General features: G+C 57.3%; 22 protein-coding genes, 1 tRNA gene and 1 pseudogene. 14 read left to right on the top strand and 10 right to left on the bottom strand.

What is annotated here, in order from left to right:
• Positions 1–336: 336 nt before the first annotated feature.
• The 4 genes and pseudogenes from rfaE1 (at position 337) to Q7U71_06475 (ending at position 3,884) form a co-directional block, all read left to right on the top strand.
• A complete protein-coding gene (gene rfaE1, locus Q7U71_06490; protein ID MDO9391403.1) occupies positions 337–1,341 on the top strand; it encodes a D-glycero-beta-D-manno-heptose-7-phosphate kinase in 1,005 nt (334 codons plus the stop codon).
• On the top strand, positions 1,341–2,651 hold the full coding sequence (locus Q7U71_06485; protein MDO9391402.1) for a 3-deoxy-D-manno-octulosonic acid transferase: 1,311 nt from the start codon (positions 1,341–1,343) through the stop codon (positions 2,649–2,651). The genes rfaE1 and Q7U71_06485 overlap by 1 nt, the downstream gene beginning before the upstream one ends.
• A 375-nt stretch (positions 2,652–3,026) precedes the next feature.
• Positions 3,027–3,419: pseudogene (locus Q7U71_06480) on the top strand (YbaN family protein).
• A gap of 120 nt (positions 3,420–3,539) precedes the next feature.
• Entirely contained in the window at positions 3,540–3,884 is a 345-nt protein-coding gene (locus Q7U71_06475; protein ID MDO9391401.1) for a GNAT family N-acetyltransferase, read from the top strand.
• A 68-nt stretch (positions 3,885–3,952) separates the two neighbouring features.
• Here Q7U71_06475 and Q7U71_06470 read toward each other — a convergent pair whose 3' ends face one another.
• From Q7U71_06470 to Q7U71_06440, 7 genes are all read right to left on the bottom strand, one after another.
• On the bottom strand, positions 3,953–4,525 hold the full coding sequence (locus Q7U71_06470; protein ID MDO9391400.1) for a hypothetical protein: 573 nt from the start codon (positions 4,523–4,525) through the stop codon (positions 3,953–3,955).
• 31 nt (positions 4,526–4,556) lie between these two features.
• Positions 4,557–5,114, bottom strand: coding sequence for a heme NO-binding domain-containing protein (locus tag Q7U71_06465; GenBank protein ID MDO9391399.1), 558 nt, complete (start codon positions 5,112–5,114; stop codon positions 4,557–4,559).
• Between the two features lie 93 nt (positions 5,115–5,207).
• Positions 5,208–5,606 (bottom strand): type II toxin-antitoxin system VapC family toxin, encoded by a 399-nt coding sequence (locus tag Q7U71_06460; protein MDO9391398.1) that lies wholly within the window; start codon positions 5,604–5,606, stop codon positions 5,208–5,210.
• The gene (locus Q7U71_06455) at positions 5,603–5,845 is read right to left on the bottom strand and encodes an AbrB/MazE/SpoVT family DNA-binding domain-containing protein (protein MDO9391397.1); all 243 of its coding nucleotides are present in this window, start codon (positions 5,843–5,845) and stop codon (positions 5,603–5,605) included. The genes Q7U71_06460 and Q7U71_06455 overlap by 4 nt, the downstream gene beginning before the upstream one ends.
• 488 nt (positions 5,846–6,333) lie before the next feature.
• Entirely contained in the window at positions 6,334–7,692 is a 1,359-nt protein-coding gene (gdhA, locus tag Q7U71_06450) for an NADP-specific glutamate dehydrogenase (protein ID MDO9391396.1), read from the bottom strand.
• A gap of 148 nt (positions 7,693–7,840) precedes the next feature.
• Complete coding sequence (locus Q7U71_06445; GenBank protein ID MDO9391395.1) at positions 7,841–8,488, bottom strand: response regulator transcription factor; 648 nt, start codon at positions 8,486–8,488, stop codon at positions 7,841–7,843.
• Positions 8,485–9,714 carry a histidine kinase gene (locus Q7U71_06440; GenBank protein ID MDO9391394.1) on the bottom strand — a complete coding sequence of 410 codons (1,230 nt, stop codon included), beginning with the start codon at positions 9,712–9,714 and terminating at the stop codon, positions 8,485–8,487. The genes Q7U71_06445 and Q7U71_06440 overlap by 4 nt, the downstream gene beginning before the upstream one ends.
• Before the next feature lie 155 nt (positions 9,715–9,869).
• Between Q7U71_06440 and Q7U71_06435 the strand changes: the two genes are divergently transcribed.
• Entirely contained in the window at positions 9,870–10,526 is a 657-nt protein-coding gene (locus Q7U71_06435) for a sensor domain-containing protein (protein MDO9391393.1), read from the top strand.
• 71 nt (positions 10,527–10,597) lie between these two features.
• On the opposite strand, the gene Q7U71_06430 is transcribed toward Q7U71_06435, so the two are convergent.
• Complete coding sequence (locus Q7U71_06430) at positions 10,598–12,205, bottom strand: PEGA domain-containing protein (GenBank protein MDO9391392.1); 1,608 nt, start codon at positions 12,203–12,205, stop codon at positions 10,598–10,600.
• Between the two features lie 19 nt (positions 12,206–12,224).
• Positions 12,225–14,855, bottom strand: coding sequence for a valine--tRNA ligase (gene valS / locus Q7U71_06425; GenBank protein MDO9391391.1), 2,631 nt, complete (start codon positions 14,853–14,855; stop codon positions 12,225–12,227).
• 329 nt (positions 14,856–15,184) lie between these two features.
• Between valS and Q7U71_06420 the strand changes: the two genes are divergently transcribed.
• From Q7U71_06420 to Q7U71_06380, 9 genes are all read left to right on the top strand, one after another.
• Positions 15,185–16,138, top strand: a complete 954-nt coding sequence (locus tag Q7U71_06420; protein MDO9391390.1) for an ROK family protein — start codon at positions 15,185–15,187, stop codon at positions 16,136–16,138.
• 63 nt (positions 16,139–16,201) lie between these two features.
• A complete protein-coding gene (locus Q7U71_06415) occupies positions 16,202–17,623 on the top strand; it encodes a tetratricopeptide repeat protein (GenBank protein MDO9391389.1) in 1,422 nt (473 codons plus the stop codon).
• Positions 17,624–17,791: 168 nt separating this feature from the next.
• Entirely contained in the window at positions 17,792–17,926 is a 135-nt protein-coding gene (locus tag Q7U71_06410) for a hypothetical protein (protein MDO9391388.1), read from the top strand.
• A 64-nt stretch (positions 17,927–17,990) separates the two neighbouring features.
• Positions 17,991–18,356 carry a DUF2089 domain-containing protein gene (locus Q7U71_06405; protein ID MDO9391387.1) on the top strand — a complete coding sequence of 122 codons (366 nt, stop codon included), beginning with the start codon at positions 17,991–17,993 and terminating at the stop codon, positions 18,354–18,356.
• 99 nt (positions 18,357–18,455) lie between these two features.
• Positions 18,456–19,607, top strand: a complete 1,152-nt coding sequence (locus tag Q7U71_06400; GenBank protein ID MDO9391386.1) for a DUF4097 family beta strand repeat-containing protein — start codon at positions 18,456–18,458, stop codon at positions 19,605–19,607.
• A gap of 25 nt (positions 19,608–19,632) precedes the next feature.
• Complete coding sequence (locus Q7U71_06395) at positions 19,633–19,812, top strand: DUF5668 domain-containing protein (protein ID MDO9391385.1); 180 nt, start codon at positions 19,633–19,635, stop codon at positions 19,810–19,812.
• A gap of 265 nt (positions 19,813–20,077) precedes the next feature.
• Positions 20,078–20,392, top strand: coding sequence for a DUF5668 domain-containing protein (locus tag Q7U71_06390; GenBank protein MDO9391384.1), 315 nt, complete (start codon positions 20,078–20,080; stop codon positions 20,390–20,392).
• 63 nt (positions 20,393–20,455) lie between these two features.
• Complete coding sequence (locus Q7U71_06385) at positions 20,456–20,860, top strand: hypothetical protein (protein ID MDO9391383.1); 405 nt, start codon at positions 20,456–20,458, stop codon at positions 20,858–20,860.
• Positions 20,861–21,074: 214 nt separating this feature from the next.
• Positions 21,075–21,149 (top strand) — tRNA-Asn (locus Q7U71_06380).
• Positions 21,150–21,291: 142 nt separating this feature from the next.
• On the opposite strand, the gene Q7U71_06375 is transcribed toward Q7U71_06380, so the two are convergent.
• Complete coding sequence (locus Q7U71_06375) at positions 21,292–26,094, bottom strand: ATP-binding cassette domain-containing protein (protein ID MDO9391382.1); 4,803 nt, start codon at positions 26,092–26,094, stop codon at positions 21,292–21,294.
• Between the last annotated feature and the right edge of the window lie 212 nt (positions 26,095–26,306).

Genomic DNA, 26,306 nt, shown 5'->3' with positions numbered 1-26,306 from the left:
ACCGGGTCGATGCCGGCCAGGGATATCCGCTCGGTTATTTCGTTGAGTTCTTTAGGCATGTTCTTATGCTGTATTATTGCTGTAAAAGTTGGTAAACTCCAGTAAATAATATATCACAAGCAAAAAGATAACGCAAGGGGAAATTCCAAATAAAAAAGGGTTGACAGGGGGGCGCCCGGTGGTTTATGATAGATAATTCAGGGGAACGATCCTATAAGGAAACCAGGAACGCAGGAAACTATCAGGTTTCCAGTTTAAGAATTCCTGACCTCATGGATTCCTTATAAAATACATTTTCGTATAAATAAATGACCTTTATAATTTATTGAAAGCCTTATGAATCCAAGCAAATACAAGATCAGCCCCAAACGGGCAGATAAGCTCATCAACGGCTTTGCCCGGCGCAAAGTGGTTGTCTTAGGCGACCTGATGCTGGACGAGTACCTGTTCGGGGCGGTGTCAAGAATATCGCCCGAGGCCCCGGTGCCGGTGGTGGAGGTCAGCCGGGAGGAGTTCCACCTGGGCGGGGCGGCCAACGTGGCCTGGAACATCGCGGCCCTCAAGGGACAGGCCTTTCCGGTGGGAACGGTGGGCAGCGACCGGGCCGAGAAAATGCTGCGGCGGGAATTCAAGGCCAAGAAGATATCCGAGCTGGGACTGGTGAACCAGTCCGGGCGGCCCACCACCATCAAGACCAGGATCGTGGCCAGCCACCAGCAGGTGGTGCGGGTGGACCGGGAGCACCGCCAGGATATTTCCCCGGCCGCCCAGGCCAGGGTGATTGCGGCCCTGGAGCGCCTGATCCCTTCATCCGACGCCGTTTTGATAGAGGACTACAACAAGGGGCTGATAACCGCCCCGGTGCTGAAAGCCGCCCTGGAGCTGGCCCAAAAGCATAAAAAAATAATCACGGTGGACCCCAAGTTCAACCACTTTCTGGATTTCAAGGGGGTGACGCTCTTCAAACCCAACCTCCATGAGGCCGAGCGGGCGCTGGGAGCAAAGATCCTCACTTCCGAAGACATCATCAAAGCCGGGAAGACCCTGTTGGGGCAGCTGGAGGCCCAGGCGGTGCTGATCACCGCCGGCGACCAGGGGATGTACCTCTTTACCTCCGGCAGGGGGGAGGTCTTCCGGATACCCACCGCCGCCCGGGAGGTTTACGATGTTTCCGGGGCCGGCGATACGGTGATAGCGGTGGCCACTTTGGCCCTCTGCGCCGGAGCCAGCCTGCTGGAGGCGGCGGTGACGGCCAATCACGCGGCCGGAGTGGAGGTCTCCAAGTTCGGGGTGGCTGCGGTGACGGCGGAAGAACTGAAACAGGCCTTGAGGAACTGGTGATGATCTTTGCCTTGGGAATGGGACTTTACCATCTGGTAACTTTTATGGCCCTCCTGCTGGGATGGCCATATTTGCTGTTGATGCTGGCCTTGGGCCATCAGGAAAAATGGCGGCAGCGGCTGGGCTGGTTGCCTCAGTCCGCCGGGCGGCCGGTCTGGATCCACGGAGCCTCGGTGGGGGAGATGGGGGTGATCGCCCCGTTCCTGGAACAGCTCAAAATCCTGATGCCTGAAAAGAACGTCGTCCTGTCCACCATGACCGCCACCGGGCAAAAACGGGCCCGCGAAATATTTTCCGGCAAAGCGGCCGGGGTGTTCTTTCTTCCCCTGGATTTCTGGTTCGCCCAAAAGCTGGCCGTCAGCAGGATAACCCCCTGCGCCCTGGTCCTGACCGAGACCGAGATCTGGCCCAACCTGATCCGGCAGTGCCAAAAGCATGATATTCCGGTGTTCCTGGTCAACGCCCGGCTTTCGGCCCGGTCCTTCAAATACTATCACGCCCTGCGCTTTCTGTTCGGGCCGCTGCTGAACACTCTGCAGCTGATCGCCTGCCAAAGCCGGGAGGACGCTGACCGCTACCTGGCCCTGGGGGTGCGCCAGGACATCGTCACCGTCACCGGCAACCTGAAATACGACGGGATCAAGGGACCGGTCTCTGCCACAGAGAAACAGGATTTGAGGAAGGGCTTCGGCCTGGGCCCGGAGGATCTGGTGTTTGCGGCCGGAAGCACCCGGGAGGGGGAGGAGGCTGTGATACTGGAATCATGGCAGGGAAGCCTGAAAAATGGGAAATGGGAAATTGGAAACTGGAAATTGATCATAGCGCCGAGGCATCCGGGGCGGTTCTCCGAAGTGGAAAAACTGCTGATCGCACAAAACTTAAAATACTGCAAACGGAGCGGACAAAAGAACGGCGGGACCTCCAGCAATTTCGAGGTCTTGCTTTTGGACACCATCGGCGAGCTGGTCAACGCCTACGCTGCTTCGGACATCGCTTTTGTCGGCGGCAGCCTGGTGCCGGTGGGCGGGCATAATCCCCTGGAACCAGCGGCCCTGGGGATTCCGGTGATATTCGGGCCCCACATGTTCAACGCCCGGGAAAGCGCCGAAGGGCTTTTGGCCTGCGGCGGGGCGGTGCAGGTGAAAGACGCCGGGGGGTTGAATGGTGCCCTGGCCGGGTTTTTGAGTGACGAAGAAAAGAGGTTTGCTGCCGGTGTCAGGGCCCGCAGTTTGGTGGATTCCAAGCGCGGGGTTTCCCAGGCCACGGCGGAACTGGTAGCGGGAAAGATCAACCGGAGAAGACAGGATTAACATGATTTATTTCCGGGCACAAATCAAAGAATAGTGAAGAATGGAATAATGTTTATCCAATCTGCTCAGAAAACATGGAGAACAAAAGGTGCCAATCCCGGTGGTCGCGTTAAAACGATCAGTGAGCACCGCAGTTGATGGCGGAAAAAGCTTGTCTGGCGTGTTTGAGGGCTGGGCCAAAGCCCGAGTTCAGACAAGCCCGTCAGCAACGAGAAGCGCAACGCCCGGAGAGTTTTAAGCGACGAGCTTTTTCTTTTGGTTCTTCTCTTTTTGGCGGTACAAAAAGAAAAGAACATAGCCGGGTAAAATCTGCGTTTTTACCATATCCACTATATTCTTTCTACTTTTCCCGATCAGGTCAGATAGTCATTTAATATGAATATGCCAAACCCTGCCGGATCGCCGGCCAAAAAGTATCTGCTGATCGCCGCCGGGCTTGTTTCCCTGGGCCTGGGGGTCATCGGGATATTCCTTCCCCTGCTGCCCACCACCCCTTTTCTGCTTTTAAGCGCCTTCTGCTTCATCCGCAGTTCCCAGCGCCTGCATGACTGGCTGGTCAATCACCGGGTTTTCGGCACCTATATCCACGATTACCTGAAATACCGGGCCGTCCCGCGGAAGACCAAGATCTTTGCGGTGGCTTTGTTATGGGGCACCATCAGCCTGTCCATCTTTCTGATTCCCGATCTCATCGTCCGGCTCGTTCTGGCCGCGGTGGCCCTGGGGGTCAGCATCCACATCCTTTCCCTCAAGACCCGCCATCCCGGCAGGGAAGCAGAGCTGGCAGGCCTGGCCTTTCGGAAGATAGAACCCCGGGATATCCCGGAACTGCTGATTTTAAGGACACTGGTAAAGGAGAACCGGCTGAGCAGGGACGATCTGATCCGGATGGGCATAACCGAGGAGACCGTGGCCGCCAAGCTGAACTCCACCTACAGGGGCTGGCTGTGCCGGGACGGAAGCGGCCGGGCTTTGGGCTTCTCGATCGCAAACAAAAGCGACGGGGAGATGTGGGTCATAGCCGTGCTGCCGGAGTTCGAAGGACGGGGGATCGGCCGGAAGTTGATGCTGCTGGTCCAGGACTGGTTGTTCCAATATCATGATGAACTGTGGCTGACCACCGAGCACGATCCGGCCAACCGGGCCTATGGTTTTTACCAGAGCCTGGGCTGGCGGGAGGAATCTGTTGAGAACGGGCATTCCAGGTTCGTCCTTAAAAAACCAACACCCTGAGTGACCCGGCCGGCCAGCAAAAAGCCCCGCAATCATTGCGGGGCTTTTAATTTACTTTATCGGCCCGATCACTGGCTCCACTTCAGCCTGTAGGTTATGCGCCATTCGCCGTCCGGTAGTTTCACTCTTTCGGTCTCCTCCTGCTCCAGGCCCGTTCCCCCGGCCATTTCCACCGCTTTCTTGGAGTAACCGTAGCAGGCCGAAGGCAGCCAGTCCAGGAATATCTCCGGCAGCTTGAAACTTATCTCGGCCGTCCCCTTCTCCGCCGAGATCACCGTGACCTCGCCGCTGGTGAAGAACCTCTCCCACAACTTGGGATAATTCTTAAGCACGAAGGCCGGCTGGGAAAACTTGAAGAATACCTTGTAAAGCGTGCTCAGGCTGCGGTCGGCAATGTAGGAATAAAGTTCGGCCGTCTTTTCCCTTTTCTCCGTTCCCAGCTCATCGCTCAGGGCTTGAAGCATCAGCTTGAAATCGGCAAAAGGATAATTGCTCAGGCTCAGCAGCGGTCCGGCCCACAACTTGGCGGTCTGAGACGGCAGCCGGGTGAGAAGTTTTTCCCAAAAATTCATCCCGTGCTTGCTTTGGATGTACTCCCTGGAGTAGACAAAATTTACCCCCCGGGCTCTGATGTCATCCATGACCGGTTCCCCCTTTATAGGCTGATAGGAATTAGATCTTCCATTCCACTTTATAGCGGCAGCAGTCTCCGCCCGAGGCCCGGCACTCCTCCTCCTCCATCGCAACTTTTTTGGCCCCGCACATCTTCAGGGCCTCCTTGTACCAGCCGATCACCGTCAGGCAGTCGGGCAGGGAATAGGTTTCGGAATCATAGGTGGTGATCACCCCGGAATTGGGCCCGGTGGCCTGGTATTCCCGGCGCCCGGTATCATAATAGAATTTGTAGATGGTGCCGGATTTTTTCAGGAAGGCCTGGGGATCCCCGGCGGACAGGAATGACCGGTGTTCCTTGGCCAGGCTTTTCTGGGCCGATTTAGCCCCCAGTTGTTCAAAGACCAGGGGATCGCCTTTTCCCAGTATCTTGACGATGGCCTTGTCAATGTGGTCCCCGATCTCAAAGGGATACCACTGGGTGGTCAGGATGGTGTCGCCCATCAGCTGCAGGTACTGCACCGGCAGTTCATTGAACACCTTTTCCCAGGCTTCTTCCCCAAAGTGCTCCTTGACGAATTCCTTGCGCGACAATATTATCAGGCCCTTGATCTTCATTGATGCTTTTTTAGGGGTTTAAGGCTTTGGTTAAAAGGCTTATTTGTATTAGTGTTCTTGCCTGAATCACCGGGCGTAACGCCAAAGGAAAGGCTACCTCAGCCATCTTACTTTGATATCTTCCTCTATTTCTTTAAACTCCGGGTCACCGGTAACTACTTCCCCCCGGTGTTGCTTGGCCAGGGCAGCCGCAAAACAATCGGCATAGGCCATTTTTTTATGGGCTTTTATCCGGGCGGCTTGCCGGGCCAAGGCCCAGTCTGCATCCACCACTTTCAAGGGCAGCTTGCTTACCACCTGTTCCAGTTCCTGGGCTTTGGACTGGCCAAGTTCCCTGAGTACTATATAATATACTTCCCCATAATTGACGGCGGTCATCATTACTTGGGTTTGACTCTCCACCGCTTCCAAAAACAAAGCCTCCACTATTTCATGACCAGGCTCCCGGTCCAAAAAGGCCAGCAGGGCGTATGAATCCAGCACCTTTATCATTTACCCGACTCCCGTTTGCGCTCCCTGGCCCGTTCCTTGAGCAAAGCCTTGGTCAGCCTGCCTTTGGTGTTGAATGACTCTGATATTCCGGCAAAAAAAGCGATGTCCACCGGCTTTAGCACTATTTCCCCGCCTTTCTGTTCGATGCTCAAATGAGCGCCCTTGGCGATGCCCATCTGCTTGCGGATCGCCGCCGGGATCACCACCTGGCCCTTGGTGGTTAATACTGTCGTGGTCATGTCTGATACCTCCTTATGCCACTAAGTATACCATTTGCAAAAAGGTAAGTCAAGTATTTTTTGTCTTACTTTGGAACAGGCCGGCATAACAGCAAAGCCCCGCATCAATGCGGGGCTTTGCTCTGGTCTTGTTGTCTCTGAAGGCATGCCTGACCCAGCTATCTTTTACTTCCCGGCCTTTTTGGCTTTTTTGGCCAGCCGTTTTTCCATCAGGCTTTTTCCGGCTTTCTTTTTGGTGTCCTTTTTAATGTCATGATCTTTTGCCATGGTTCTTCTCCGTTTATAAGGTTATCTTTATTTTTGGCGGTCGTTTGCCGCCAAGCTTTTTTGTTTTGGGGATGCCTTGCATCCATTTATGCAATTGTATCGCCCAAAATATTATTTGTCAACAGATATTTTGCAAAGCGCCAAAAATTCTCAATAACTCAAGAGCCCCGCATCTCTGCGGGGCTCTTTTTTGTTCATTGACCAAAGGTGGGTTCTAAAGTTTAGACCACGCCCTGGGCCACCATGGCCTTGGCCACTTTGACGAACCCGGCGATGTTGGCTCCGGCCAGGTAATCGCCCTTGGTAGCGTAGGTCTCGGAGGCATCCAGGCACTGCTGATGGATGTCCTTCATGATCCGCTGCAGCTTCTGGTCGACCTCGTTGCGGTCCCAGTACCAACGGGCGCTCTGCTGGGCCATTTCCAGGCCGGAAGTGGCCACGCCGCCGGCGTTGGCCGCCTTGGCCGGCCCGTACAGCACGTTGTTGTCCTGGTAGATCTTGATGGCCGCCAGATTGGAGGGCATGTTGGCCCCTTCGGAGACCAGGAAGCAGCCGTTCTTGACCATGGCCTTGGCGTGATCCTCGTTGATCTCGTTCTGGGTGGCGGAGGGGAAGGCGCAGTCGAATTTCAGGCCGCCGTCCTTGACCACGTCCCAGACGCTTTTGCCCTCATAATACTTGGCGCTCTTGTAGGTATCGGCGTATTCCTTGGCCCGGCCGCGTTTGACCTCGGCCAGGTTCATGACGTATTTCAGTTTTTCGGCATCAATGCCTTCTTCGTCGATGATGGTTCCGGCCGAATCGGATATCGAGATGGCCTTGCCGCCCAGCTGGTTGATCTTCTCAATGGTGTACTGGGTGACGTTGCCCTTGCCGGAGACCAGGCAGCGCAGGCCCTTGTAATCCTTCTTGCGGGTGGCCAGCATCTCGGCCCCGAAATAGACCGAACCGTAGCCGGTGGCTTCGGGACGGATCAGCGATCCGCCGTACTCCCGGGCCCGGCCGGTCAGCACGCCGGTGAACTCGTTGCGGATCTTCTTGTAATAGCCGTACATGTAGCCGATCTCCCGGCCGCCCACCCCGATGTCTCCGGCGGGCACGTCGGTGTCCTGGCCGATATGGCGGAACAATTCGCGCATGAATGACTGGGTGAACTTCATCACTTCCATGTCGCTCTTGCCCTTGGGGTCAAAGTCCGAGCCGCCCTTGCCGCCGCCCATGGCCAGGGTGGTCAGGCTGTTCTTGAAGATCTGCTCAAAACCCAAAAACTTGATGATGCCCAGGTTGACCGAGGGATGGAAGCGCAGGCCTCCCTTGTAGGGCCCGATGGCGTTGTTGAACTGGACCCGGAATCCCTTGTTGATCTGGACCTCGCCCTTGTCGTCCACCCAGGGCACCCTAAACATAACTACCCGGTCCGGCTCGCAGATCCGTTCGTAGATCTTCCACTTTACGAACTCGGGATGCTTGGCCACGGTGGGCTCCAGGGTTTTCATGACCTCTTCTACCGCTTGGTGGAATTCCGGCTCCCCAGGATTCTTCCCCTTGACCTTGGCGATCACGTCGGTGATGTGGGACATGAATGTCTCCTTGCGTTATGGTTGTTGTGGGGTTGTATGATTAAGGTTCGGTTCTCTAGGTTCAAGGTTACTACGGAAGTCAGGTTGACGCTATCAGGGAAAACCCGAATTTGACTTCGATTTCCCTTAGCGGCCGGAAGGCCCGGGATCAGAGGTCGGTCAGCCCCTCGCGGATGGCGTATTTGGTGAGCTGGGCGATGCTGTGGAGGTTGAGTTTGTCCATGATCTGCTTGCGGTAGGTTTCGATGGTCTTGATGCTCAGGTTCAGCACCTTGGCGATCTGCTTGGTGGCCTGGCCTTCGGCCATCATCTGCAGCACTTCCCGCTCCCGCACCGAAAGCAGGTTGTAGGCGCTGGGCTGGGTCTGGTCCTCCCGGGTCAGGTATCCGTCAATCAGCAGGCCGGCGATGGAGGGGCTGAGGAACCGTTTTCCCTGAAGCACGGTCTTGATGGCCTGGGTCAGCTCGCCGAAGGCCGAATCCTTGAGAAGATATCCCTCGGCTCCGGCCTTGAAGGCCTCGGCCACGTAGCGCCGGTCGGCATGCATCGAGAGCACGATGATCCGGGTCTTGTTCTTTTCGGTCCGGATCAGGCGGATGGCCTCCAGTCCGTTGAGGTTGGGCATGGAGATATCCATCACCACCAGGTCCGGCCGGTGCTTCTTGGTCAGGCTGACCGCTTCGGCCCCGTCCCGGGCCTCGGCGACTACGCTCAGGCCCGGCTGGCGCTCGATCAGGGACCGCAGGCCCTCCCGCACCATCCGATGGTCATCGGCCACTATTATCTTGGCATTCATCCCTTAACTCCCGCTTTGGTTGCAATACTGATGGTTACCAGGGCCCCCTGCCCCGGACGGCTGTTGACCGTCAGCTGGCCGCCGTACTGGACGATCCTTTCCTTAAGGTTGAAAAGTCCGAAACTTTTCAGGTCCGGCTGGAACTCCCCGTTGGTGACCCGTCCGAATCCGGTACCATGGTCCCTGACCCTGATCTCCAGGCGCCGGGGCAGCCAGCGGACGGCGACCTCGGCCCGGGTGGCCCGGCCGTGCTTGACGGAGTTGATCAAAAGTTCCTGCACCGACTTGAACAGCAGGATCCTTAGGTCCTCCCCCAGGGCCCTGGACCGGCCGGCAGTTCTGATGACCACCCTCATCTTGTATTTCTGCCAGTAATGGTCGGCCAGCCATTGCAGGGCCGCGCCAAAGCCCAGTTCGTATACCACCAGCGGGCTGAGTTCAAATATCAGGCCCCGGATATATTTGATGGCCTGCTGGGACAGCTCCTTGATCTCCTCGATCTCCCGCCCCAGGCCGCTGTTTGCATTTTGGCCCTGCAGGGTCTGCAGCTTAAGCTTGATCATGGCCAGCCCCTGCCCGATGTGGTCGTGCAGGTCGGTGGCTATCTCCCGGCGCTCCCGTTCCTCGGCGGTGGAAAGTTTTTCCGCCAGGCTTTTCAACTGCTCCTGGTAGGTCTTGATCTGCCGCTCCCGGCGGCGCCCCAGGGCCAGCTCCCGGCGCAGGTCGGTGTTGGCCTTGGTCAGGTCCCGGGTCCGTTTTCTTATCTGCCACTCCAGCACCGCCTTGGCTTTGGCCTGGTGTTCCTGGTAAACCACGTTCTGCAGGTATGTTTTTACCATCACGGTCAGGGAATTCAGCAGCAGCACCTCTTCCTTCAGGAACGGCCCCCGGTAGGCGGGTGGCCGGGCCTTCAGATAGCAGACCTCTATCGACCCCGCCTGCCCGGGGGCTGCCTTGATGTCGGCCTTTTGGCTCCACCTGGTTTTTTTAAAACCCTTGGAAGCGTAGCTTTTTCCGGCCCAGGTTATTTTGACCGCCGCCACCTCCGAAAACTGCCAGGCCCGGGCAATGGCCTGGGCCAGGCTCCTGAGGGTGTGGGCCGGGGAGCGCCCGGAGCGGTTCAATATCAGGGCGGTGCGGTGCAGGGCGGTAAGTTCCTTGACCCGCTCTCCCAGCTGCCAGCGGAGCCGGTCTTTTGTCCTTATGTTATCTGATATTATTATCATATCTTAAAGATAGCACAAATTTAATTTAAAAACAAGCGACAAACCATATGGAATCATCCAGTTTTATGGCATGCAACTATTTACTGATCCCTTGAAACATATTCCGGCCATATTCCGTATTCCTTTATAACCAACAATTTTAGGAGTTTACTCAAATGAACACCACGTTCGGATCAAAGCTGGCTGCGGCCTTAAAGAACATCTTCGGGGTCGTGGTCAAGGGGCGCACCTACGCCAACATCCTTTACCTGCTGCTGGCCTTTCCCCTGGGACTGCTTTATTTCGTCTTTTTGACTGTGGGAATATCGCTGGGGGTGGGGCTTTATGTTTTGATCATCGGCCTGCCCCTGCTGGCCCTGATCCTGCTGGCCTGGCGCCAGTTAGTGAAGCTGGAACGTTTCCAATCGCACCGGCTGCTGGGAGCCAGGATAGAGCCTGAAGCCATCCTGCATTGGTCTGCCGACCAAAATGCCTGGCGCTGGTTCCGGGCCCGGCTGTCCAGCCCGGTGACCTGGAAGGGGCTGGGCTACCTGTTCCTGAAATTCCCCCTGGGCCTGCTGGCCTTTATTCTGCTGATAGTGCTGGGCGTGCTCAGCCTGGTTTTCATCTCCATTCCCTTCATTTACCAGAATGTGAACGTGGACATCGGCCACGGCCTGGCGCTGGACTTACCCCAAGCCTTGATATTCATGGTCCTGGGATTGTTTTTGGGCCTGTTTTCCCTGCATCTCTGGAACGGCCTGGCCTTTGTGTTCAAGTGGCTGTCGGAAAGATTGCTGACGGCCAGCCCCAAGACAGTAGGCATTGAATAATCCTTTATTGTTAAGGGAAAAGCCCCGATGAGGATATCATCGGGGCTTTCTTGTATGGGATAAACAACTAGTTAAAAGTGAACAGTTAAACCCCAGCCAAACTGCAGTCCCGAGGCCTTCAGGTCGATATCCTGCTGTGATCCGGGCATGGAGAAATCCTCAAAACTGTCCTGGGAATACATCCAGTAGACCCGCAGGGCTTCCCGGTCGGGCCTTAACCAAAATAAAAAACCTCCGCCCACCTGAAGCGTCCTGTACACCACCTTATCGTCGATTGTTTTGGTGACGGTGCTGTCCGTGGTGAATGTGCTGTCCACCGACGGACGCGACTGGTACTCGATCTCATGCTCACCGGTTGCTTTTGACGAGAAGCTGGCGGCGCCATACCTGATCTCGACATATGGCTCCATATGGTCCCGGGGTAACGCGATCGTAAGATTGACCAGCGGGGTATGGGAGATGAAATTTATCTTCAAATCTTCGGACTGCATCGTGGTCGAGTACCAGTCGGATGAGAAATTCTTTTGGATCGCCCCGGGATAGGCCCGGAACTGATACATAAGCCCCAAGGTAAGATTCCGGCTGATGGCAAAGCCCACTCCCGCACCGCCCCCCAATCCGCTGCCCACGAAATCGCCTTCAGTGACAGACATGGTCTGGGTAGCGGCGCTATAGGGGTCGAAGGTGGAAACCTCCTCGTTACTGGAAGCAAGGTTCTTCACATAATCGGCCGAAAAAAAATTGATCTTCCAGCGCCTAAGCGGCATTCTGGCGTCTATCTTCGTCTCCCGGCCGGGAGTGGGGACCAATTTTGCATTGTAAGTTTTATAGCCCGACTTGACGGCCTTTATCTTGTACAGCGAATCTGTCAGGTCTTCTATGGTTATGCCCTGCTCGGTAACAATACCCTGGTATTTTTTGTTCAGGTACAACTTGGCTCCGGCCGGATCGGTCTTGATCTTCAGCTTGCCGGCCAGGCTCATCAGCGGCGCGCTTACCGTGTCCACTTTCCCGACGCTCACCAGCCGGCTGGTGGAGAAAAGACTGTAGCCTTCCTTTACTATCGAGATCTGGTGCAATCCCTCGGACAGGGGATACACCAGGTTCGGGGTCCGGCCGGTTTGCTCCTGGCCGTCCACCAGGATCTTGGCCCCATCGGGCTCGGTGGTCACAAACAGCCCGCCCGGTTTGGCGGATAGTCCGGTCCCCGGCTTCCAGGAGGAGAATATCTCGGCCGCCTCCTTCATGGCGCTTAACAGATCGGCGATCTTTCCGTAGTTGCGGGAGAAGGAGAGGTCTATGCCCCCGGTCTGGATGTCCAGCATCCGCAGTTCTATGGCATAGACGTTGCCCAGCTTGCCGATGGTCCCGCCGATCATCTTCTGGGCGCCTAAAAGCTGCCCGGCCTCCACCAGGCAGGAGGTCTGGTCGCAGGCCCCGGTCATCTGGAATCCCTGTTCTTTAAGGATCTCGTCCCGCTTGGAGCGCTCCACCACTTCAAAAACCCGGTACTCCACCAGGCTGTTGAGCAGTTTGTCGGTAAGCAGGGCCATTTCCTTGGGAGCAAGCCCAGAGGTGGTATTCAGGTCCATCACCGAGATGGTGGTCTTCTTCCCGGCGGCAAAAGCAGAACCGGACATCAGCAGGCAGAAAAGGATCAGGGATATTGTCTTTTTCATTACAAGCTCCTCTATTTGATTAAAGTTCCGCTTTGACTAGGTACTTGCCACCCTCTACCTTTCCTTCAATGGTTTCCGCCTCCTGCGCGCCAACCGTGCCCAGCACATCCTGCCAGACCAGCTTCAGCACCTTCAGGTCTTCGGAACTTCCAGATATCTTCAGCGTCTTCAGCGGCGTCTTGACGCTGACCTTGGCCTCGCTCTTGACCTTGCGGACAGCGGACAAGACCTCCATGGCCGCGCCAAAGGGGTCTCCCTCGGCGGAAGGTTTGATGTCCTTGAACTCGGTTTCATCCGGCCAGGCCGAGGTGTGGATCGAACTCTGCTTCCCGGACTCCGCCGCGAACATCCAGCTCCAAGCCTCTTCGGTGAAATAGGGAATGAACGGGGCGAACAGCCTTAAGATCACATTCAGGGTGAATTTCAAAGTGGCCAGGGCCGAAAGCTTGCCAGCCGAGTCCCCTTCCTGGTAGGCCCGGACCTTGATCAGCTCCAGGTAATTGTCGCACAGCTTCTCCCAGAAGAAGCTCTCCGTCTCCTGCAGGGCGTCGGCGTACTCGAAATTCTCAAAGTATCTTCCCGACCTGGTGACCACCTGTTTGAGGTGTCCGATGAAACTGAGGTCCAGCGGGTCGGTGATGGCTTGTGGTGTTAGCTTTGACTGATCGGCGCTTAGGATGTGCCCGGCCGCGAACTTGACAGCGTTGTAGAGCTTGACTGTCAGCCGCTTGCCGTTGGCGAAATTGGCCTCGTCGTACATGGTGTCCACCCCCAGCCGGGCCTTGGCCGACCAGTAGCGGAACCCGTCCGAGGAGAACTGCACCAGCAGGTGCTCCGGGGTCACCGCCTGGCCGTGGCTCTTGGACATCTTCTTGCGGTCGGGATCCATGATCCAGCCGTTGATCAGCGCGTTGTTCCAGGGGATCTGCTTCTCGTGCAGGTAGGCCTTGACGATGGTGTAAAAGGCCCAGGTCCGGATGATCTCCGGACCCTGGGGCCGGATGTCCATGGGAAAGACCTTTTGGTGGCGCTCCGGATCCCTGGCCCAGTGGCTGGCGATCTGCGGGGTCATGGAGCTGGTGGCCCAGGTGTCCAGAACGTCGGGGTCGGCGGTGAAGCCGTGGGGCTTGTCCCGCTGGGATGCTTCGTAACCGGGGGCCGGGTGCGACTGGGGATCGATGGGCAGCTGGTCCTCGGACGGCATGATCGGCTTCTGGTATATTGGATTGCCCTCGGCGTCCAGCGGATACCATACCGGGATGGGCACGCCAAAGTAGCGCTGGCGGCTGACGCACCAGTCCTGGTTCAGCCCCTTAACCCAGTCCTCGTAGCGGGTCCGCATGTGCTGGGGGTGCCATTTGATCTTTCGGCCCTGCTCCAGCAGTTCCTCCTTAAGGTCCATGATCCGGATGAACCACTGCATGGTGGGGATGATCTCCAGCGGCCGCTCGCCCTTTTCGTACATCTTCACCGGATGCTCTATGGGCTTTGGTTCCTCGGTCAACGGAACTCCTAAACCCGCTAAAGCCTCTCCTTCCGAGCTTCTAAGCATCTCAACTATCTTGGCCTGCGCCTGCTTGGCGGTCTTGCCCTTTATTTCAGAGTAGAACTTGCCGGCGGCGGCCGGATCGGCGCTGTCCCAGCCCGGGGCGCCAAAATTGACGTCCATCATCCGGCCCTCGTGGCCGATCACCTGGCGCAGGGGCAGCTGGTATTGCTTCCACCACTCCACGTCCATCATGTCGCCGAAGGTGCAGACCATCAGGATGCCGGTGCCCTTTTCCGGGTCGGCCTTCTCATTGGCGATGATGGGAACCCTGGCCCGGAACAGCGGAGTGACGGCGCTCTTGCCGAAATATGGCTTGTAGCGCTCGTCGTCCGGATGGGCGATCACGGCCACGCAGGCCGGCAGCAGTTCCGGCCGGGTGGTGGCAATGACGAATGAATTAGCTTGTGGTGAGCCTGTCGAACCACCATCGATGCCAAAGCGGATATTGTGAAAATGCCCGGGCAGCACCTTGTCCTCCACCTCGGCCTGGGAGACCGCGGTCTTGAAGTCCACGTCCCAAAGGTGCGGGGCGAAGCTGGTGTAGGCCCGGCCGTCCTTTAGCAGTTTTAGGAACGACAGCTGCGAGGTCCTGCGGCAGTGGTCGTCAATGGTGGCGTATTCCAGCGACCAGTCTATGGACAGGCCCAAGTGCTGCCAAAGCGACTTGAAGACCTCCTCGTCCTGCTTGGTGACCTGGTGGCATAGTTCTATGAAATTGTCGCGGCTGATCTCCTCCGCCGGTGATTTTTTATCGTTCTTTGGAACAAAGCCCTGGGCATAGGCCAGGTGGGGGTTGCAGCGGACGTGGAACATGTTCTGCACCCGGCGCTCGGTAGGCAGGCCGTTGTCATCCCAGCCCATGGGATAGAAGATGTTGAGGCCCTTCATCCGGCGCTGGCGCACTATCACGTCCTGCTGGACGTAGCCGAAGGCCGAGCCCACGTGGAGCGAGCCGGAGACGGTGGGCGGCGGGGTGTCCACCGCAAAGGTCTTGGCCCGTTCGATGGCCGGGTTCCAGTCGTAAATTCCCTGTTTAAGCCAGGTCTCTACCCAGTGTTTTTCCACCAAGGAAAAGTCGTATTTTTCGGGGATGCTCTTCATAGTGCCTTTTATTCGAAAGTGGTTGATTTGAGTCCAATTAACCTTTTATTTTACCTGTTAATATTTGTAAAGTCAATAAAAAATGCAGGCTGAAACAGCGTTTTAAGCAGCACCGGTTCTCTTGCCTTTTAGCAAGATCCCCGAAAGCTGTTCATTACAGAAACAATGTTAAACGGGCACCCTACCGCCTTGCTAAATTATTGGTTTTATGCTATTCTTTTAGCTACCTTAAAGACTGGGATTTATTAGGAAACTAGGAAAACATGAAAATTATTTTCCTGTCCTTCATGGCTTCCTTATAGTTTGTTTTATTCGGAATGGAGAAACTTATGACAACCGCCTTAATGGGCCTGGACCTGGGCGGCACCAACGTCAAATCGGTTTTGCTTGATGCCCGGTCGCTGAAGGTCATCACCAAAAGACAGATCCCCACCCTGGCCCATCTAGGCTCCGGGGCGGTGATCAAGATCCTGGCCGGGGAGATCGGATACTTGTTGAGGGTTGCCGGATCCAAGAACATCGGCGTGGCCGCCATCGGGCTTGGCTCGGCCGGTCTGGTGAACAAAGGAACCGTCCGCAACTCCCCCAACCTTCCCGGCTGGCAGGGAGCGGTGCCCTTGGAGCGCCTGTTGAAAAAAGAGCTGCCGGGTTTGAGGATTCCCCTGGCCATAGACAACGACGCCAACTGCTTTGTGCTGGCCGAGACTTTTTGCGGGGCCGCCAAAGGTTTTCAGAATGTGGTGGGCCTGACCCTGGGCACCGGGGTGGGCGGCGGCCTGGTGCTTGACGGAAAGCTGTACCGCGGTTCCACCGGCGGCGCCGGGGAGCTGGGGCACACCAGCATAAAATACGACGGACCGCGCTGCCTCTGCGGGAACAGGGGATGTTTGGAGGCCATGGTGGGAGCCGGAGCCATCATTGAGCGTTACCGCTCCAGGAATACAGAATATAGAATACAGAATACAGATTTGAGCGTGGCCGAGATATCAGGCCGGGCAAAAAAGAGCGAGTCGGCCGCTATAAAGGCATTGGCGGAAACCGGAACCCTGCTGGGAGTGGGCTTGGCCAACTACGCCAACATCTTCAACCCCCAGGCCATCGTCATCGGCGGCGGGGTGGCCCAGGCCGGGGAATATATCCTGGACCCAGCCATTAAGGAAATGAAAAGGCGGGCCATGCCCTTCAATGTCCTCGGAGTAAAAGTGAAACTGGCCAAGCTGGGACCCTGGGCCGGGGCCATCGGCGCGGCGCTTTTGAATGATCAAGGTGTTGCCCTAAAGTAATGCTTTTGAAAGTTATTATTTATTCTGATTTTGTTTTCTGCTTTTCCAATTTATCGGAGATAAATGGAATTTGATAATAGCCGACATAGATACAAAGTGACCAGCCTGTGGCTGGCCAGCCTGGACTCCTCGGCGGCCGGAGGGTACTGGCCGTTTGCCCTGTTGAACAAAAAGGCCGACCTGCTGCAGACCCTGGGCGAATGGGAGAATGCCGAGATGGTCTTCCAGAGCAACCTGGCCTGGCTGGAGAACACCAGCCATCTCGGCTATTTGACCGAGACCCAGAACCGCCTGGCCCAGCTGCTGACCAACATGGGCAATTATGACGAGGCCTTTGAGCTTTACCGGAAATCGGAGCAGATCCAGACCGGGAACGGCGACGCCGAAGGCCTGGGACATACATACGACGGGATCGCCGAGATCTACCACAACCAGGGCGACTACCCCAAGGCCATGGAATGCCTGGACAAGGCCCTGGAACTGGCCGAGCAGAACGGCAACCGGGGCACGGTCTGCCGGGCCACCGGCAACATGGGCATCATCTATTACCAGATGGGCGGATACGACAAGGCCATTGAATACTATGAGCGGGCGGCCGCCCTGGCCAGGGAGATGGGCGACGCCGAATCGATGGTGGCCTCGGTCGGGAACATAGGGCTGATCTACGAGGAACGGGGCGAGTTTGCCAGGAGCATGGAATATGCCCGTCAGTATCTGGTGCTGGCCCGCCAGCTGGGAAACCTCCAGATGGAAAGCTATGCCCTGTGCAACATCGGCACCATATACTTTGAACTGGACGATTACATCAACGCCCTGGACTGCTTTGAGAAGTACCACTCCATCTCCCGGCAGATGGCTGACAAGCAGGGCCTGATCCTGGCCAGCGACAATCTGGGAACCGTTTATCTTAACCAGGGAAAGTATGAACAAAGCCTGGAGTATTTCAACTTTGCCCTGTCGCTGGCCCAAAGCCTGGGCAACAAGGAGGACCAGGGCCGGGTGCTGGGCCATCTGGGGAATTACTGCAAGCAAAGAGGTGATCATACCAAAGCAATAGATTACTACCAGCAGGCCATCAAGATCACCGAAGAAATAAACAGCAAATATTTTTTATGCTACGCCCTGCACAACCTGGCCGAACTGTATTATGACCGGGAGAGTTTCGAAGAAACGGAAAGATTAAATTCCAAGGCCCTGGAAATTGCCCGGGAGATCCAAAGCAAGGAAATAGTGTTCAAAACCAGTCTCTTGAATATCCTGGCGTCCCACCGCCGGAACCAGGTTGGAAACGCCCCGGATCTTTCGGCGATCGAGGACCTGGCGTTCGGCGACCGGGAGCAGGCAGAGCTTAATTTTCAGAAATTCATTTTTACCGGAAATGCGGAATTCCGGCAAAATGCTTTGGCCTTATATCATAAAATATATGAGAAAACGATGAACCTGGCATATCAACAAAAAATATCGCTGTTGGACAAAAATTTCTAAATCATTATCTAATAATTAGTTAAAAAACGACCCTCAGGGTCGTTTTTTATTATATTAACATTGTTAATTATTTTATTAATATTTTTAAGTTGTCTCTTGACATTTTCAATTATTTTTGTTATAATTGGAACAATTGATAATCATCAAACATTCATGGAGGTAAAACCAATGAACAGCCCGCTCCAAATAATCGAATCCGGAAACGGACTCAGCCCCGAAAAATATGGGGTGCTGAAAATGCTTCTTTGGGAAGGCATGATCATCCATTGGGCCAACCTGCCGGGACAAACATTTGTCCAATAAGACTACCACCATCCGCAGCAAATTGAAAAGAATGATCTAACCAACCGCAAAGGATCCAAAACCAATGTCCAAACAAACCCCCAACACCTGCCCGGCCTGCCAGGGCTCCATGCACATCTCGGAACTGAGATGCTCCGGCTGCGACACCACCGTCCGGGGCGAGTTCCCCCTGTCCCCCCTGGGCAGCCTTAGCGAAGACCAGCTGGACTTCATCAGGACCTTCGTCCTGTCCCGGGGGAACATCAAGGAAGTGGAAAGCCGGCTGGGCATCTCCTACCCCACCGTCCGCAACAAGCTGGATGACGCCATCGCCGCCCTGTCCGGGCAGGCAGCCAAGGTAATGAGCCGCTCGGAGGTGCTGGAGTCGCTGGAAGCGGGAAAGATCAGCGCCGCCCAGGCGGTGGAGCTGCTGGACCAGGCAGGATCGTAAGAAAGCAGTAAGGGCAGGTAGTACGGGCAGGTTTTAAGCCTGCCCCAACCGATAACAGTAAGGGCGGGTTTAAAACCCGCCCCAACAAGGAGGCCCACCATGTCCGAAGAAACCATCAAAATACTGAAGATGCTGGAAGGCGGCAGGATCAGCTCCAAAGAAGCCGACTCCCTGCTCTCGGCCTTGAACAAGGGAAAACCAAACCGTCACCACCACTGGCAGGATGCTTCTGACCTGCACGAAACCCTGGGCCAGATAAACCCCGGAAGGATAGTGGCCGAAGCCATGGCCGGGGTCCGGGAAAGCCTGAAGGGCATTCACATAGAAATCGATGATATCCACGGCTCGGAAAAGGCCGAAGAGGAAAAAGAGATCGTAGTGCCTGCTGCCGGCATCACATGCCTATCCATCAATCAGCCCCGCAGCGACTTTGAGATCACCGGCGCTGAGACAGACCAGATCACCATCACGGCCGACATCCAGGTCTGGGCCGAGGACCGGGACGAAGCCAGGGAAAAACTCAAATCCCTGGACATCAGCACCGAAACCGAGAATGGGGTGTTGAAGATCAAGGTGGACGGCCCGCCCTGGACCAAGAAGCGCCGGGCCAAGGTCGACTTCACCATTGTGATGCCGAAAAACATTGCCGCCGAGATATCCTCGGCCAGCGGAGAGATCTCGGTCCAGAACCTGCTCAATGGCTGCCGGCTTAACACCGCCTCGGGAGAGATTGAGATCTTTGGATGCCGGGGCGAAAACAACCTTTCCTCCGCCTCCGGCGATGTCGAAGTCAACGGCTGCACTGAAACATCCCTGAAGATCAACACCGCCAGCGGCGACATCGGGGTCAACGGCTGTTCCGGCGACCTGTCCTTCCAGACCATCAGCGGGGACGCCGGCATCTCCCTGTCGGGAGACATTCAGGGGCAGACGGTCAGCGGAGACATCGACATCAAGGCCGCCAGGCCCGGCGAGATAAGGATCCGCAGCACCAGCGGCGACATTCAGTTCCAGGGTCCGGTGGCCGAAGGCAGCTCGGCGGCCATAACCACCGTCTCGGGGGACGTATCCTTGGAACTTGGCGCTGATTCCTCGGCGGCCATCGAGGCCGCCACCGTCAGCGGGGACATTGACTGCGAGCTGGACCTGAAAGATCTCCGACAAAGCAACCGCAGTTTATCCGGGAACCTGGGCAGCGGCCAGGGGAGCCTAAGCGTCAAGACCGTCAGCGGCGACATAACAATATCATAACAGTTAAACATAGAGAGGAAAGAAAATGGAAAAATCCACCAGCAAAGTTCTGCGCAAGATCCTGTGGGCCGGAGTTTTCATCGCCTTGGGTGTGGTCAGCCTGCTGGCCAATCACCAGGTCCTGCCCTTTGCCGTTTCATTGAAACTGGACTGGCCTGTGATATTCATCGTGATTGGCCTGTCCAAACTGATTGATTCAATTTAAAAAAGAGAACGCTGCCTTTTCATTCCGCTCACGCCAAAGGCGGATCCGCCTATATGTACTACCCTGCGGTGGCGGAAGATTTGACAGATTTACACAGATTCATCAATTTCATCAGATTTTAAGCACAAATTGATTAATTATAATCACTCGGCTAACGCTCATGACGGCGTCTGCGTTAATAGTTCGGTTAACACTCACTACAACGTCTGCGGATAAAACCCCCGTAAAAATAGATCAAAATAAATCAATTAAAGGAGACCAACCAATGTTCGTTTATTACCAAAACCGCCCCCGCAAGATCCTGTGGGCTTTGTTCTGGATCGCCTTGGGCGCCCTGCTGCTGCTTTCCAACTACGGGCTGTACTCTTTCAACTTCACCTTCTCCCGGGACTGGCCGATACTGGTCATCGCCTGGGGCGTGATGAAGGTGATTGACTCCTTTGCCTGGCGCAAGTCCAAGACCAACGGCTCCGTGCTGGAGAGCGAGGGCGACAAACAGTCCCGGGAGCAGATCCTGAAGGCGGTGGAAAGCGGGCAGATGTCGGCCGAGGAGGCCGCCCAAAGGCTCAAGAACCTGTAGTAAAAAGTAAGGGTGGGTTTAAAACCCACCCCGGCCAACCGTAGAAGTAAAAGGAGAAAGAACATGTCAGAAGACAGACTGCGCATATTGAAAATGGTGGAAGACAAGAAGATCACCGCCGAAGAGGCCGCCAAACTGATGGCCGCCATGGACACCCCCGGAGGAGCCAACGGCAAGGCCCGCTGGCTTAAGGTCCGGGTCTTCGATAAAGGAACGGACAAGCCGAAGGTCCGGGTGACCGTCCCCCTGACCCTGCTGAAGATAGCCGGCAGCCTGGGCGGCAAATTCTCCATGATGATGCCCGACGAGGCCAAGGCCCAGATGGAATCCAAGGGGATAAAGCTGAACGCCGAAAGTTTTGAGGACATAGAGAAACTGTTTGACCAGTTCGCTGTCAACGGGCAGTACAAGATGGTGGATGTGGAGGATGACGAATCAGGCCAGAAGGTGGAAGTTTACGTGGAATAGTCCCGGCCGCCTTCGCGTTCTTTGCACCACGGAAGAACCCCGGGGCTATTTTAGCACCGGGGTTTTGTTTGAGAACCAATGAAAAACGGCTTGACAGTTGGGTAAAAATAAAATATAATTACTACTTGCGTTCCAGCGTAGTCCGCCTCTGGCGGATAGAGCTCCCGGCTGTTAATCCGCCTAAGGCGGATTGTTGTAGGTAACTCTTTTTAATTCCAGCGTAGCTCAATGGTAGAGCTCCCGGCTGTTAACCGGGTTGTTGTAGGTTCGAGCCCTACCGCTGGAGCCAGATTTATATCAATATACTCTTAAAAGCACCAAAGCCCATCGGCACTGCGCCGACGGGCTTTTTTCATTGGGTTTTATCTCGTAAATATCATAAGCTCTTTACCCTGGACCGAAACAAACAATATCATCCTTCTTTTGGGCGTTCAATCTGCTTTATCCCGCGGCTTCCCGGCATACACCACCTTTCCCCCGCTCTTCCCCGCCCCCGGACCCAGTTCTATCAGCCAGTCGGCGCAGCTTACCACCATCGGCTCGTGGGTGATGCAGAGCACCGTGCCCCCGGCTGCTGTCAATTCATCGAACAATTTCAGCAGTCCGGCAATGTCCCTGGGATGGAGTCCTCCGGTCGGCTCGTCCAGCAAAAACAGGCAGCGCCGGGAAGAGGCCCCAGCCAGGCCGGCGGCCAGCTTTAACCTCTGCATCTCCCCGGTGGAAAGGGTGGACAGCGGCTGCCCCAGCGGCAGATAGCCCAGCCCCGCCTTTACGGCCAGATCAAGCGTCTGCAACAGGCCGGCCAGTTCTTTGGAGGCGATCTGCCCTAAGGCAAACTCCCGCGCCGAGGAAAGGGACTGCCCCAGGATGTCAGCTATTGACAACCCGCCGACACGGATCTTCAGGATCTCCGGCAGATAGCGCTGCCCGCGGCAGCTGTGACATGTCACCCGGGCATCGGCCCAGTAATCCAGCGACACCGGGATCGATCCCGCCCCGCCGCACTCCGGGCACCGGCCGTCCTTGGAAAGGAACGAAAAATGGCTGGCCTTGAACCCCGCCTCCTTGGCCTTATTACAGCCGGCAAAAAGGTTCTTGAACGCATCGAAGATGCCCAAAAAGGCCGCCGGTATGGCCGTCTGGGGCTGGGGCTGGGCATCCTGCTCCACCATCACCATCTGGTCAAACTGCCCGGCCCATTCGATGTGCTTGCAGTTCACCGGCCGTTTCTCAGAGTATGATCGCCACAGAACATCCGAGATCAGGCTGGTCTTTCCGCTGCCGCTGACCCCGGTTACTGCGACCATCCCACCGGAGGGAATATCCAGGCAGACATTGTCCAGGTTGTTGGCGCAGGCTCCGGTGATCTTCAGTCCCGGCAGCAGCCCTCGGGCGGTGCGCGGAACTGACGGGGCCGGCCCGCGGAAGTCCGCCAACAGTTCGGGCCCGCCCTGGAACACGATCCGGCCGCCCTCCCGGCCAGCCGCCGGCCCCAGCTCGATCACTTGATCGGAGACCGCCAGCATAGCTTTGGACTGCTCCACCAGCAGGATGGTGTTGCCGGCATCCTTAAGACCCGTGACCAGGCCGGAAATACGGGCGGCGTCCGCCGGATGGAGCCCGAACGACGGCTCGTCCAGCAGGTAGGTGACGCCGGTCAGGCCGGAGCGGATCTGCGACGACAGCTGCAGCCGCTGGAACTCCCCTCCGGACAGGGTCGAAACCAGGCGGTCGGCCGCGATATAGCCCAGACCGGCCCCGGTCATCGGCTGCAGCCTGGCGATGATCTCTCCGCCGATGGAATTCAGGATCCCTTTTTCCTTTGGCTGGAGGAAAGGGGGAAGGGCCGGCAATTTTTGGCAGAACATCCGGAGCAGTCCGTCAATGGGCAGGGCGGTCATTTCAGCGATGTCCCGGCCCGCCAGTTTCACCGCCAGCGGCTCCGGCTTCAGGCGCTTGCCCGCGCAGGCCGGGCAGGGTTGCTGCGACATCAGGCCCAGCATGGCCGCGCCCCGGTGGTCGGCATGCTTGCGCTGGTACTCGATGTCCACCAGGCCGGCGAATCCCCTCCAAACGCCCTTGAAATGATGCACCCCGGTGCGCCTGCCCCTCTGGTAATTCCATTCGACCTCCAGTTCCCGGCCGGGAAGACCGTGCATCGCGATGCGGCGGGCCTCGACGGAGAGGCTGTTCCAGGGTGCTTCCAGATCGAGGTTCAAGGCCCGGCCAGCAGCCCGCAGGGCGGCGGTATGCTGGCCGCCGGGCTCGCCGTAGAATTTTCCGGTCTTGGTCCCGTCCATGGCGCCGGCGGTCAGCGGCAACTCAGGATTCGTGACCAGCCGCTCCGGATCGCAGGCCGTGATGGTGCCCAGACCCCGGCACTCCTGGCAGGCCCCCTCCTGATGGTTGAAGGAGAAGGCCGAGGACAGCAATGCAGTCCCGCCGGCCCGGCTGTAAAGCAGGCGCAGCAGGTCATGCAGTCCGGTATAGGTGCCGACGGTGGAACGCGGGTTGGAGGCCGCCCGTTTGCGCCGGACCGCTATCGAGGGCGTCAGGCCGGAGGCCGCTTCCATCCGGGCGTCGCCGGTCTTGCCCATCAACTGGCGAATGGCGGGGGAAAGCCCCTCGTTGAAACGGCGCTGGCTCTCGGCGTAAAAAGTGTCGAACACCAGCGACGATTTTCCGCTGCCCGAGACGCCGGTGACCGCGGTGATCTGTCCCAGCGGAACGGTCAGGTCGACGGATTTTAGGTTGTTGGTGGTGACTCCCCGCAGCCTCATTTCATCCGGCAGGACGGTTGTTCTTTCCGGTTCGGGGGAGGCGGCGGAAAGAGGCGGCCTGGCGAGATGTTTTTTCAATTCCCGCCCGGTGATGCTCTCCCGGCATCCGGCCAGTCCCGACACCGGGCCGGAATAGAGGAGTTCCCCTCCCTCTTCCCCGCTGCCCGGGCCCAGGTCTAATACCCAGTCGGCCGACAGGATGAAATCGGGATGGTGTTCTATGGCCAGCACGGTGTGGCCCTTGTCCGTCAAGCCCCTCAGGGCGGCCACCAGAACTTTGACATCCGCCAGGTGCAGGCCGGTGGTGGGCTCGTCCAGAAGGTACAGCGCCCGGCCGGCAGCCGAGCTGGCCAGATGGGCGGCCAGTTTCACCCGCTGGGCCTCCCCACCCGAAAGGGTGTTGCTGGGCTGTCCCAGTTTCAGGTAGCCCAGCCCCAGGCCGGTCAAGGTCCGGGTGATGGCAGTGATCCTGGGCTCTGCCTCAAAGAAGCAATGGGCTTCGTCGACCGACAGTTGCAGCACCTCCGAAATATTTTTCCCGTGGTATGTCACCTGAAGCGTCTCGTCCGAGAAACGCTTTCCTCCGCAGGCCTCGCATACTACCTCGACGTTGCCCAGAAAGTGCATCCCGATCTCCTGCACCCCGGCCCCCTGGCAGGCCTCGCACCGTCCGCCTTTGACCACGAAGGAGAACTGCCCCTTGGCGTAACCCAGACGCTTTGATTCCGGCAGCGAGGCGAACAGGTCCCGGATGTGGTCGGACATCCCGGTGTAGGTGACCGGATTGCTGTTGGGGGTGCGACCAATCGGCGACTGGTCTACGTGGATGATCCGTTTGAAGATGTCCGGCCCGCCGGCCTTTTGCCCGGCCAAGGTTTCCAGCAGGGACTCGGCCAGCGAGGATTTGCCGCTGCCGGACACTCCGGTGATCACATTGAAGCGTCCGGCCCTGAACCGGGCTTCAAACCCCTTCAGGTTGTTCCTGGCCGCTTTATCAATCCCGAAGGACGGCCCGCCGTCGTCCGGCTGCACGCGGTATTCAAAAGATTCTATCCCCTTCAGGCAGGACCAGGTGCGGCTGGACGGCAGATCTGCCTTTATGAACTCCTGGTAGGGCCCGTTGAAAAGCAGCTCCCCTCCGGCCAGCCCCGGACCCGGCCCCAGCTCGATGATCCAGTCGGCGGCCCGGATGGTCTGCTCGTCGTGTTCCACCGCTATCACGCTGTTGCCACCCGCCACCAGGGTTCGCATTACCCCCAGCAGCTTTGCGTGGTCGGCCGGGTGCAGCCCGGCGCTGGGCTCGTCCAGCACATAGAGAACGTTGCGCAGTCCCGATGCCGCCTGGTTGGCCAGCTTGATGCGCTGGGCCTCGCCGCCCGAGAGGGTGGCGGACCCGCGGTCCACCGTAAGATAACCCAGTCCCAGTTCCGCCAGAAGCCCGCAGCGCCGGAGCACCAGCTCCCGCACCGGGGCCGCCACCGCCGCCTGGGACGGCCCGGGTTCAAGCCGCTCAAAATATTCCGCCAGCTGCCTGATGCTCATGGCCGCAAAACCGGCGATATCCATTCCCCAAAGGCTTACGGACAAAGCCTCCGGATTAAGCCTCTTCCCGCGGCAGGCCGGGCAGGGAAAGGAACGGGCGAAACGCAGGATGTTGGGGTTGCGGTCGCGCTTCAGGATCTCCTCCATCACCGGAATTATCCCCTTGTAATGGCCCTCCTGGCGGGGACGGGCGGTGATGCCGCTCCATTTCATCCGGGACTCCAGCGGGTGCTTGCCGAAGGGGATTAGCAGCTTGTCCGAGCCGAAAAGCACTGTCTGCTGCTGGGCGCCGGTCAGATCCTGCCAGGGGATGTCGGCGGAAAAGCATTCGGACCGGCAGACCTGGTCCAGCACCTCCATGGTGACCTGGGAGTAGATGATGTAACCGTTGGGCGTGGTCAGGGCCAGCGCCCCCTGGCGCAGGGTCCTGGCCTTGTCAGAGATCAGCAGCTCCGGATCGATGCGGTCTGCCACCCCCAGCCCCTGGCAGGACGGGCATTGCCCGGCGGGCGTGTTAAAGGAGAACAGGCTGCGGTCCTGCCGGGACAGGGTCTGGGGGCTGGTCCCCAGCCGGGCAAACAACAGCCGCAAATAATCGTACAGTTCGGTCAGGGTCCCCACCGTGGAACGGGGGCTGCGGAAGGCCGCCCTCTGGTTGACGGTCAGCACCGGGTACAGGCCGGAAACCGTGGCCCGGGGCCGCCTCAGCTTTTTCCCGGCCAGGGGGTGGCCCTCCAGGAAGTTCTCCAGGAAAAGCCGCTGGCCCTCCCGGCCGATGACGTCGTAGACCAGGGAGGATTTTCCGCTGCCGGAGACGCCGGTGACCACCACCAGCCGGTGGTGCGGTATCCGCAGGGAGATGCCTTTGAGGTTGTTTTCGGCGGCCGATTGTATGAATATTTCTTTTTCCATCGCGTTCTTTGCCGGGCTTCATTTAAAAGAAAGCCTTCAGCAAAAAGCTAAAGGCTTCTGTTTCTTTGACATTTCAAAACAGGATTACCGGACCACCACCACTTTCTTGACCGATTGGTTCCAGCCGGTGGAAAGTATCACCAGATAAAGCCCCGAAGGAGCGGGCTGGCCCTTGTCGTCCTTCAGGTCCCAGTAGCCGCCGGGTCGGCCGC

The organism is bacterium, from assembly GCA_030655055.1.
Taxonomy (GTDB): Bacteria; Edwardsbacteria; AC1; order AC1; family EtOH8; genus UBA5202.
This window is presented reverse-complemented; position numbering and strand designations above follow the sequence as displayed.

Excerpts from the sequence above, each read along its gene's own strand:
- valS (MDO9391391.1), bottom strand. The coding sequence starts at position 14,855 with ATGAAGAGCATCCCCGAAAAATACGACTTTTCCTTGGTGGAAAAACAC.
- Q7U71_06455 (MDO9391397.1), bottom strand. The coding sequence starts at position 5,845 with ATGACCACGACAGTATTAACCACCAAGGGCCAGGTGGTGATCCCGGCG.
- Q7U71_06395 (MDO9391385.1), top strand. The coding sequence starts at position 19,633 with ATGGAAAAATCCACCAGCAAAGTTCTGCGCAAGATCCTGTGGGCCGGA.
- Q7U71_06430 (MDO9391392.1), bottom strand. The coding sequence starts at position 12,205 with ATGAAAAAGACAATATCCCTGATCCTTTTCTGCCTGCTGATGTCCGGT.
- Q7U71_06470 (MDO9391400.1), bottom strand. The coding sequence starts at position 4,525 with ATGGATGACATCAGAGCCCGGGGGGTAAATTTTGTCTACTCCAGGGAG.
- Q7U71_06445 (MDO9391395.1), bottom strand. The coding sequence starts at position 8,488 with ATGAATGCCAAGATAATAGTGGCCGATGACCATCGGATGGTGCGGGAG.
- Q7U71_06415 (MDO9391389.1), top strand. The coding sequence starts at position 16,202 with ATGGAATTTGATAATAGCCGACATAGATACAAAGTGACCAGCCTGTGG.
- Q7U71_06385 (MDO9391383.1), top strand. The coding sequence starts at position 20,456 with ATGTCAGAAGACAGACTGCGCATATTGAAAATGGTGGAAGACAAGAAG.
- rfaE1 (MDO9391403.1), top strand. The coding sequence starts at position 337 with ATGAATCCAAGCAAATACAAGATCAGCCCCAAACGGGCAGATAAGCTC.
- Q7U71_06390 (MDO9391384.1), top strand. The coding sequence starts at position 20,078 with ATGTTCGTTTATTACCAAAACCGCCCCCGCAAGATCCTGTGGGCTTTG.
- Q7U71_06375 (MDO9391382.1), bottom strand. The coding sequence starts at position 26,094 with ATGGAAAAAGAAATATTCATACAATCGGCCGCCGAAAACAACCTCAAA.
- Q7U71_06485 (MDO9391402.1), top strand. The coding sequence starts at position 1,341 with ATGATCTTTGCCTTGGGAATGGGACTTTACCATCTGGTAACTTTTATG.
- Q7U71_06410 (MDO9391388.1), top strand. The coding sequence starts at position 17,792 with ATGAACAGCCCGCTCCAAATAATCGAATCCGGAAACGGACTCAGCCCC.
- Q7U71_06460 (MDO9391398.1), bottom strand. The coding sequence starts at position 5,606 with ATGATAAAGGTGCTGGATTCATACGCCCTGCTGGCCTTTTTGGACCGG.
- Q7U71_06405 (MDO9391387.1), top strand. The coding sequence starts at position 17,991 with ATGTCCAAACAAACCCCCAACACCTGCCCGGCCTGCCAGGGCTCCATG.
- Q7U71_06400 (MDO9391386.1), top strand. The coding sequence starts at position 18,456 with ATGTCCGAAGAAACCATCAAAATACTGAAGATGCTGGAAGGCGGCAGG.
- Q7U71_06465 (MDO9391399.1), bottom strand. The coding sequence starts at position 5,114 with ATGAAGATCAAGGGCCTGATAATATTGTCGCGCAAGGAATTCGTCAAG.
- Q7U71_06475 (MDO9391401.1), top strand. The coding sequence starts at position 3,540 with ATGGGCATAACCGAGGAGACCGTGGCCGCCAAGCTGAACTCCACCTAC.
- gdhA (MDO9391396.1), bottom strand. The coding sequence starts at position 7,692 with ATGTCCCACATCACCGACGTGATCGCCAAGGTCAAGGGGAAGAATCCT.
- Q7U71_06440 (MDO9391394.1), bottom strand. The coding sequence starts at position 9,714 with ATGATAATAATATCAGATAACATAAGGACAAAAGACCGGCTCCGCTGG.
- Q7U71_06420 (MDO9391390.1), top strand. The coding sequence starts at position 15,185 with ATGACAACCGCCTTAATGGGCCTGGACCTGGGCGGCACCAACGTCAAA.
- Q7U71_06435 (MDO9391393.1), top strand. The coding sequence starts at position 9,870 with ATGAACACCACGTTCGGATCAAAGCTGGCTGCGGCCTTAAAGAACATC.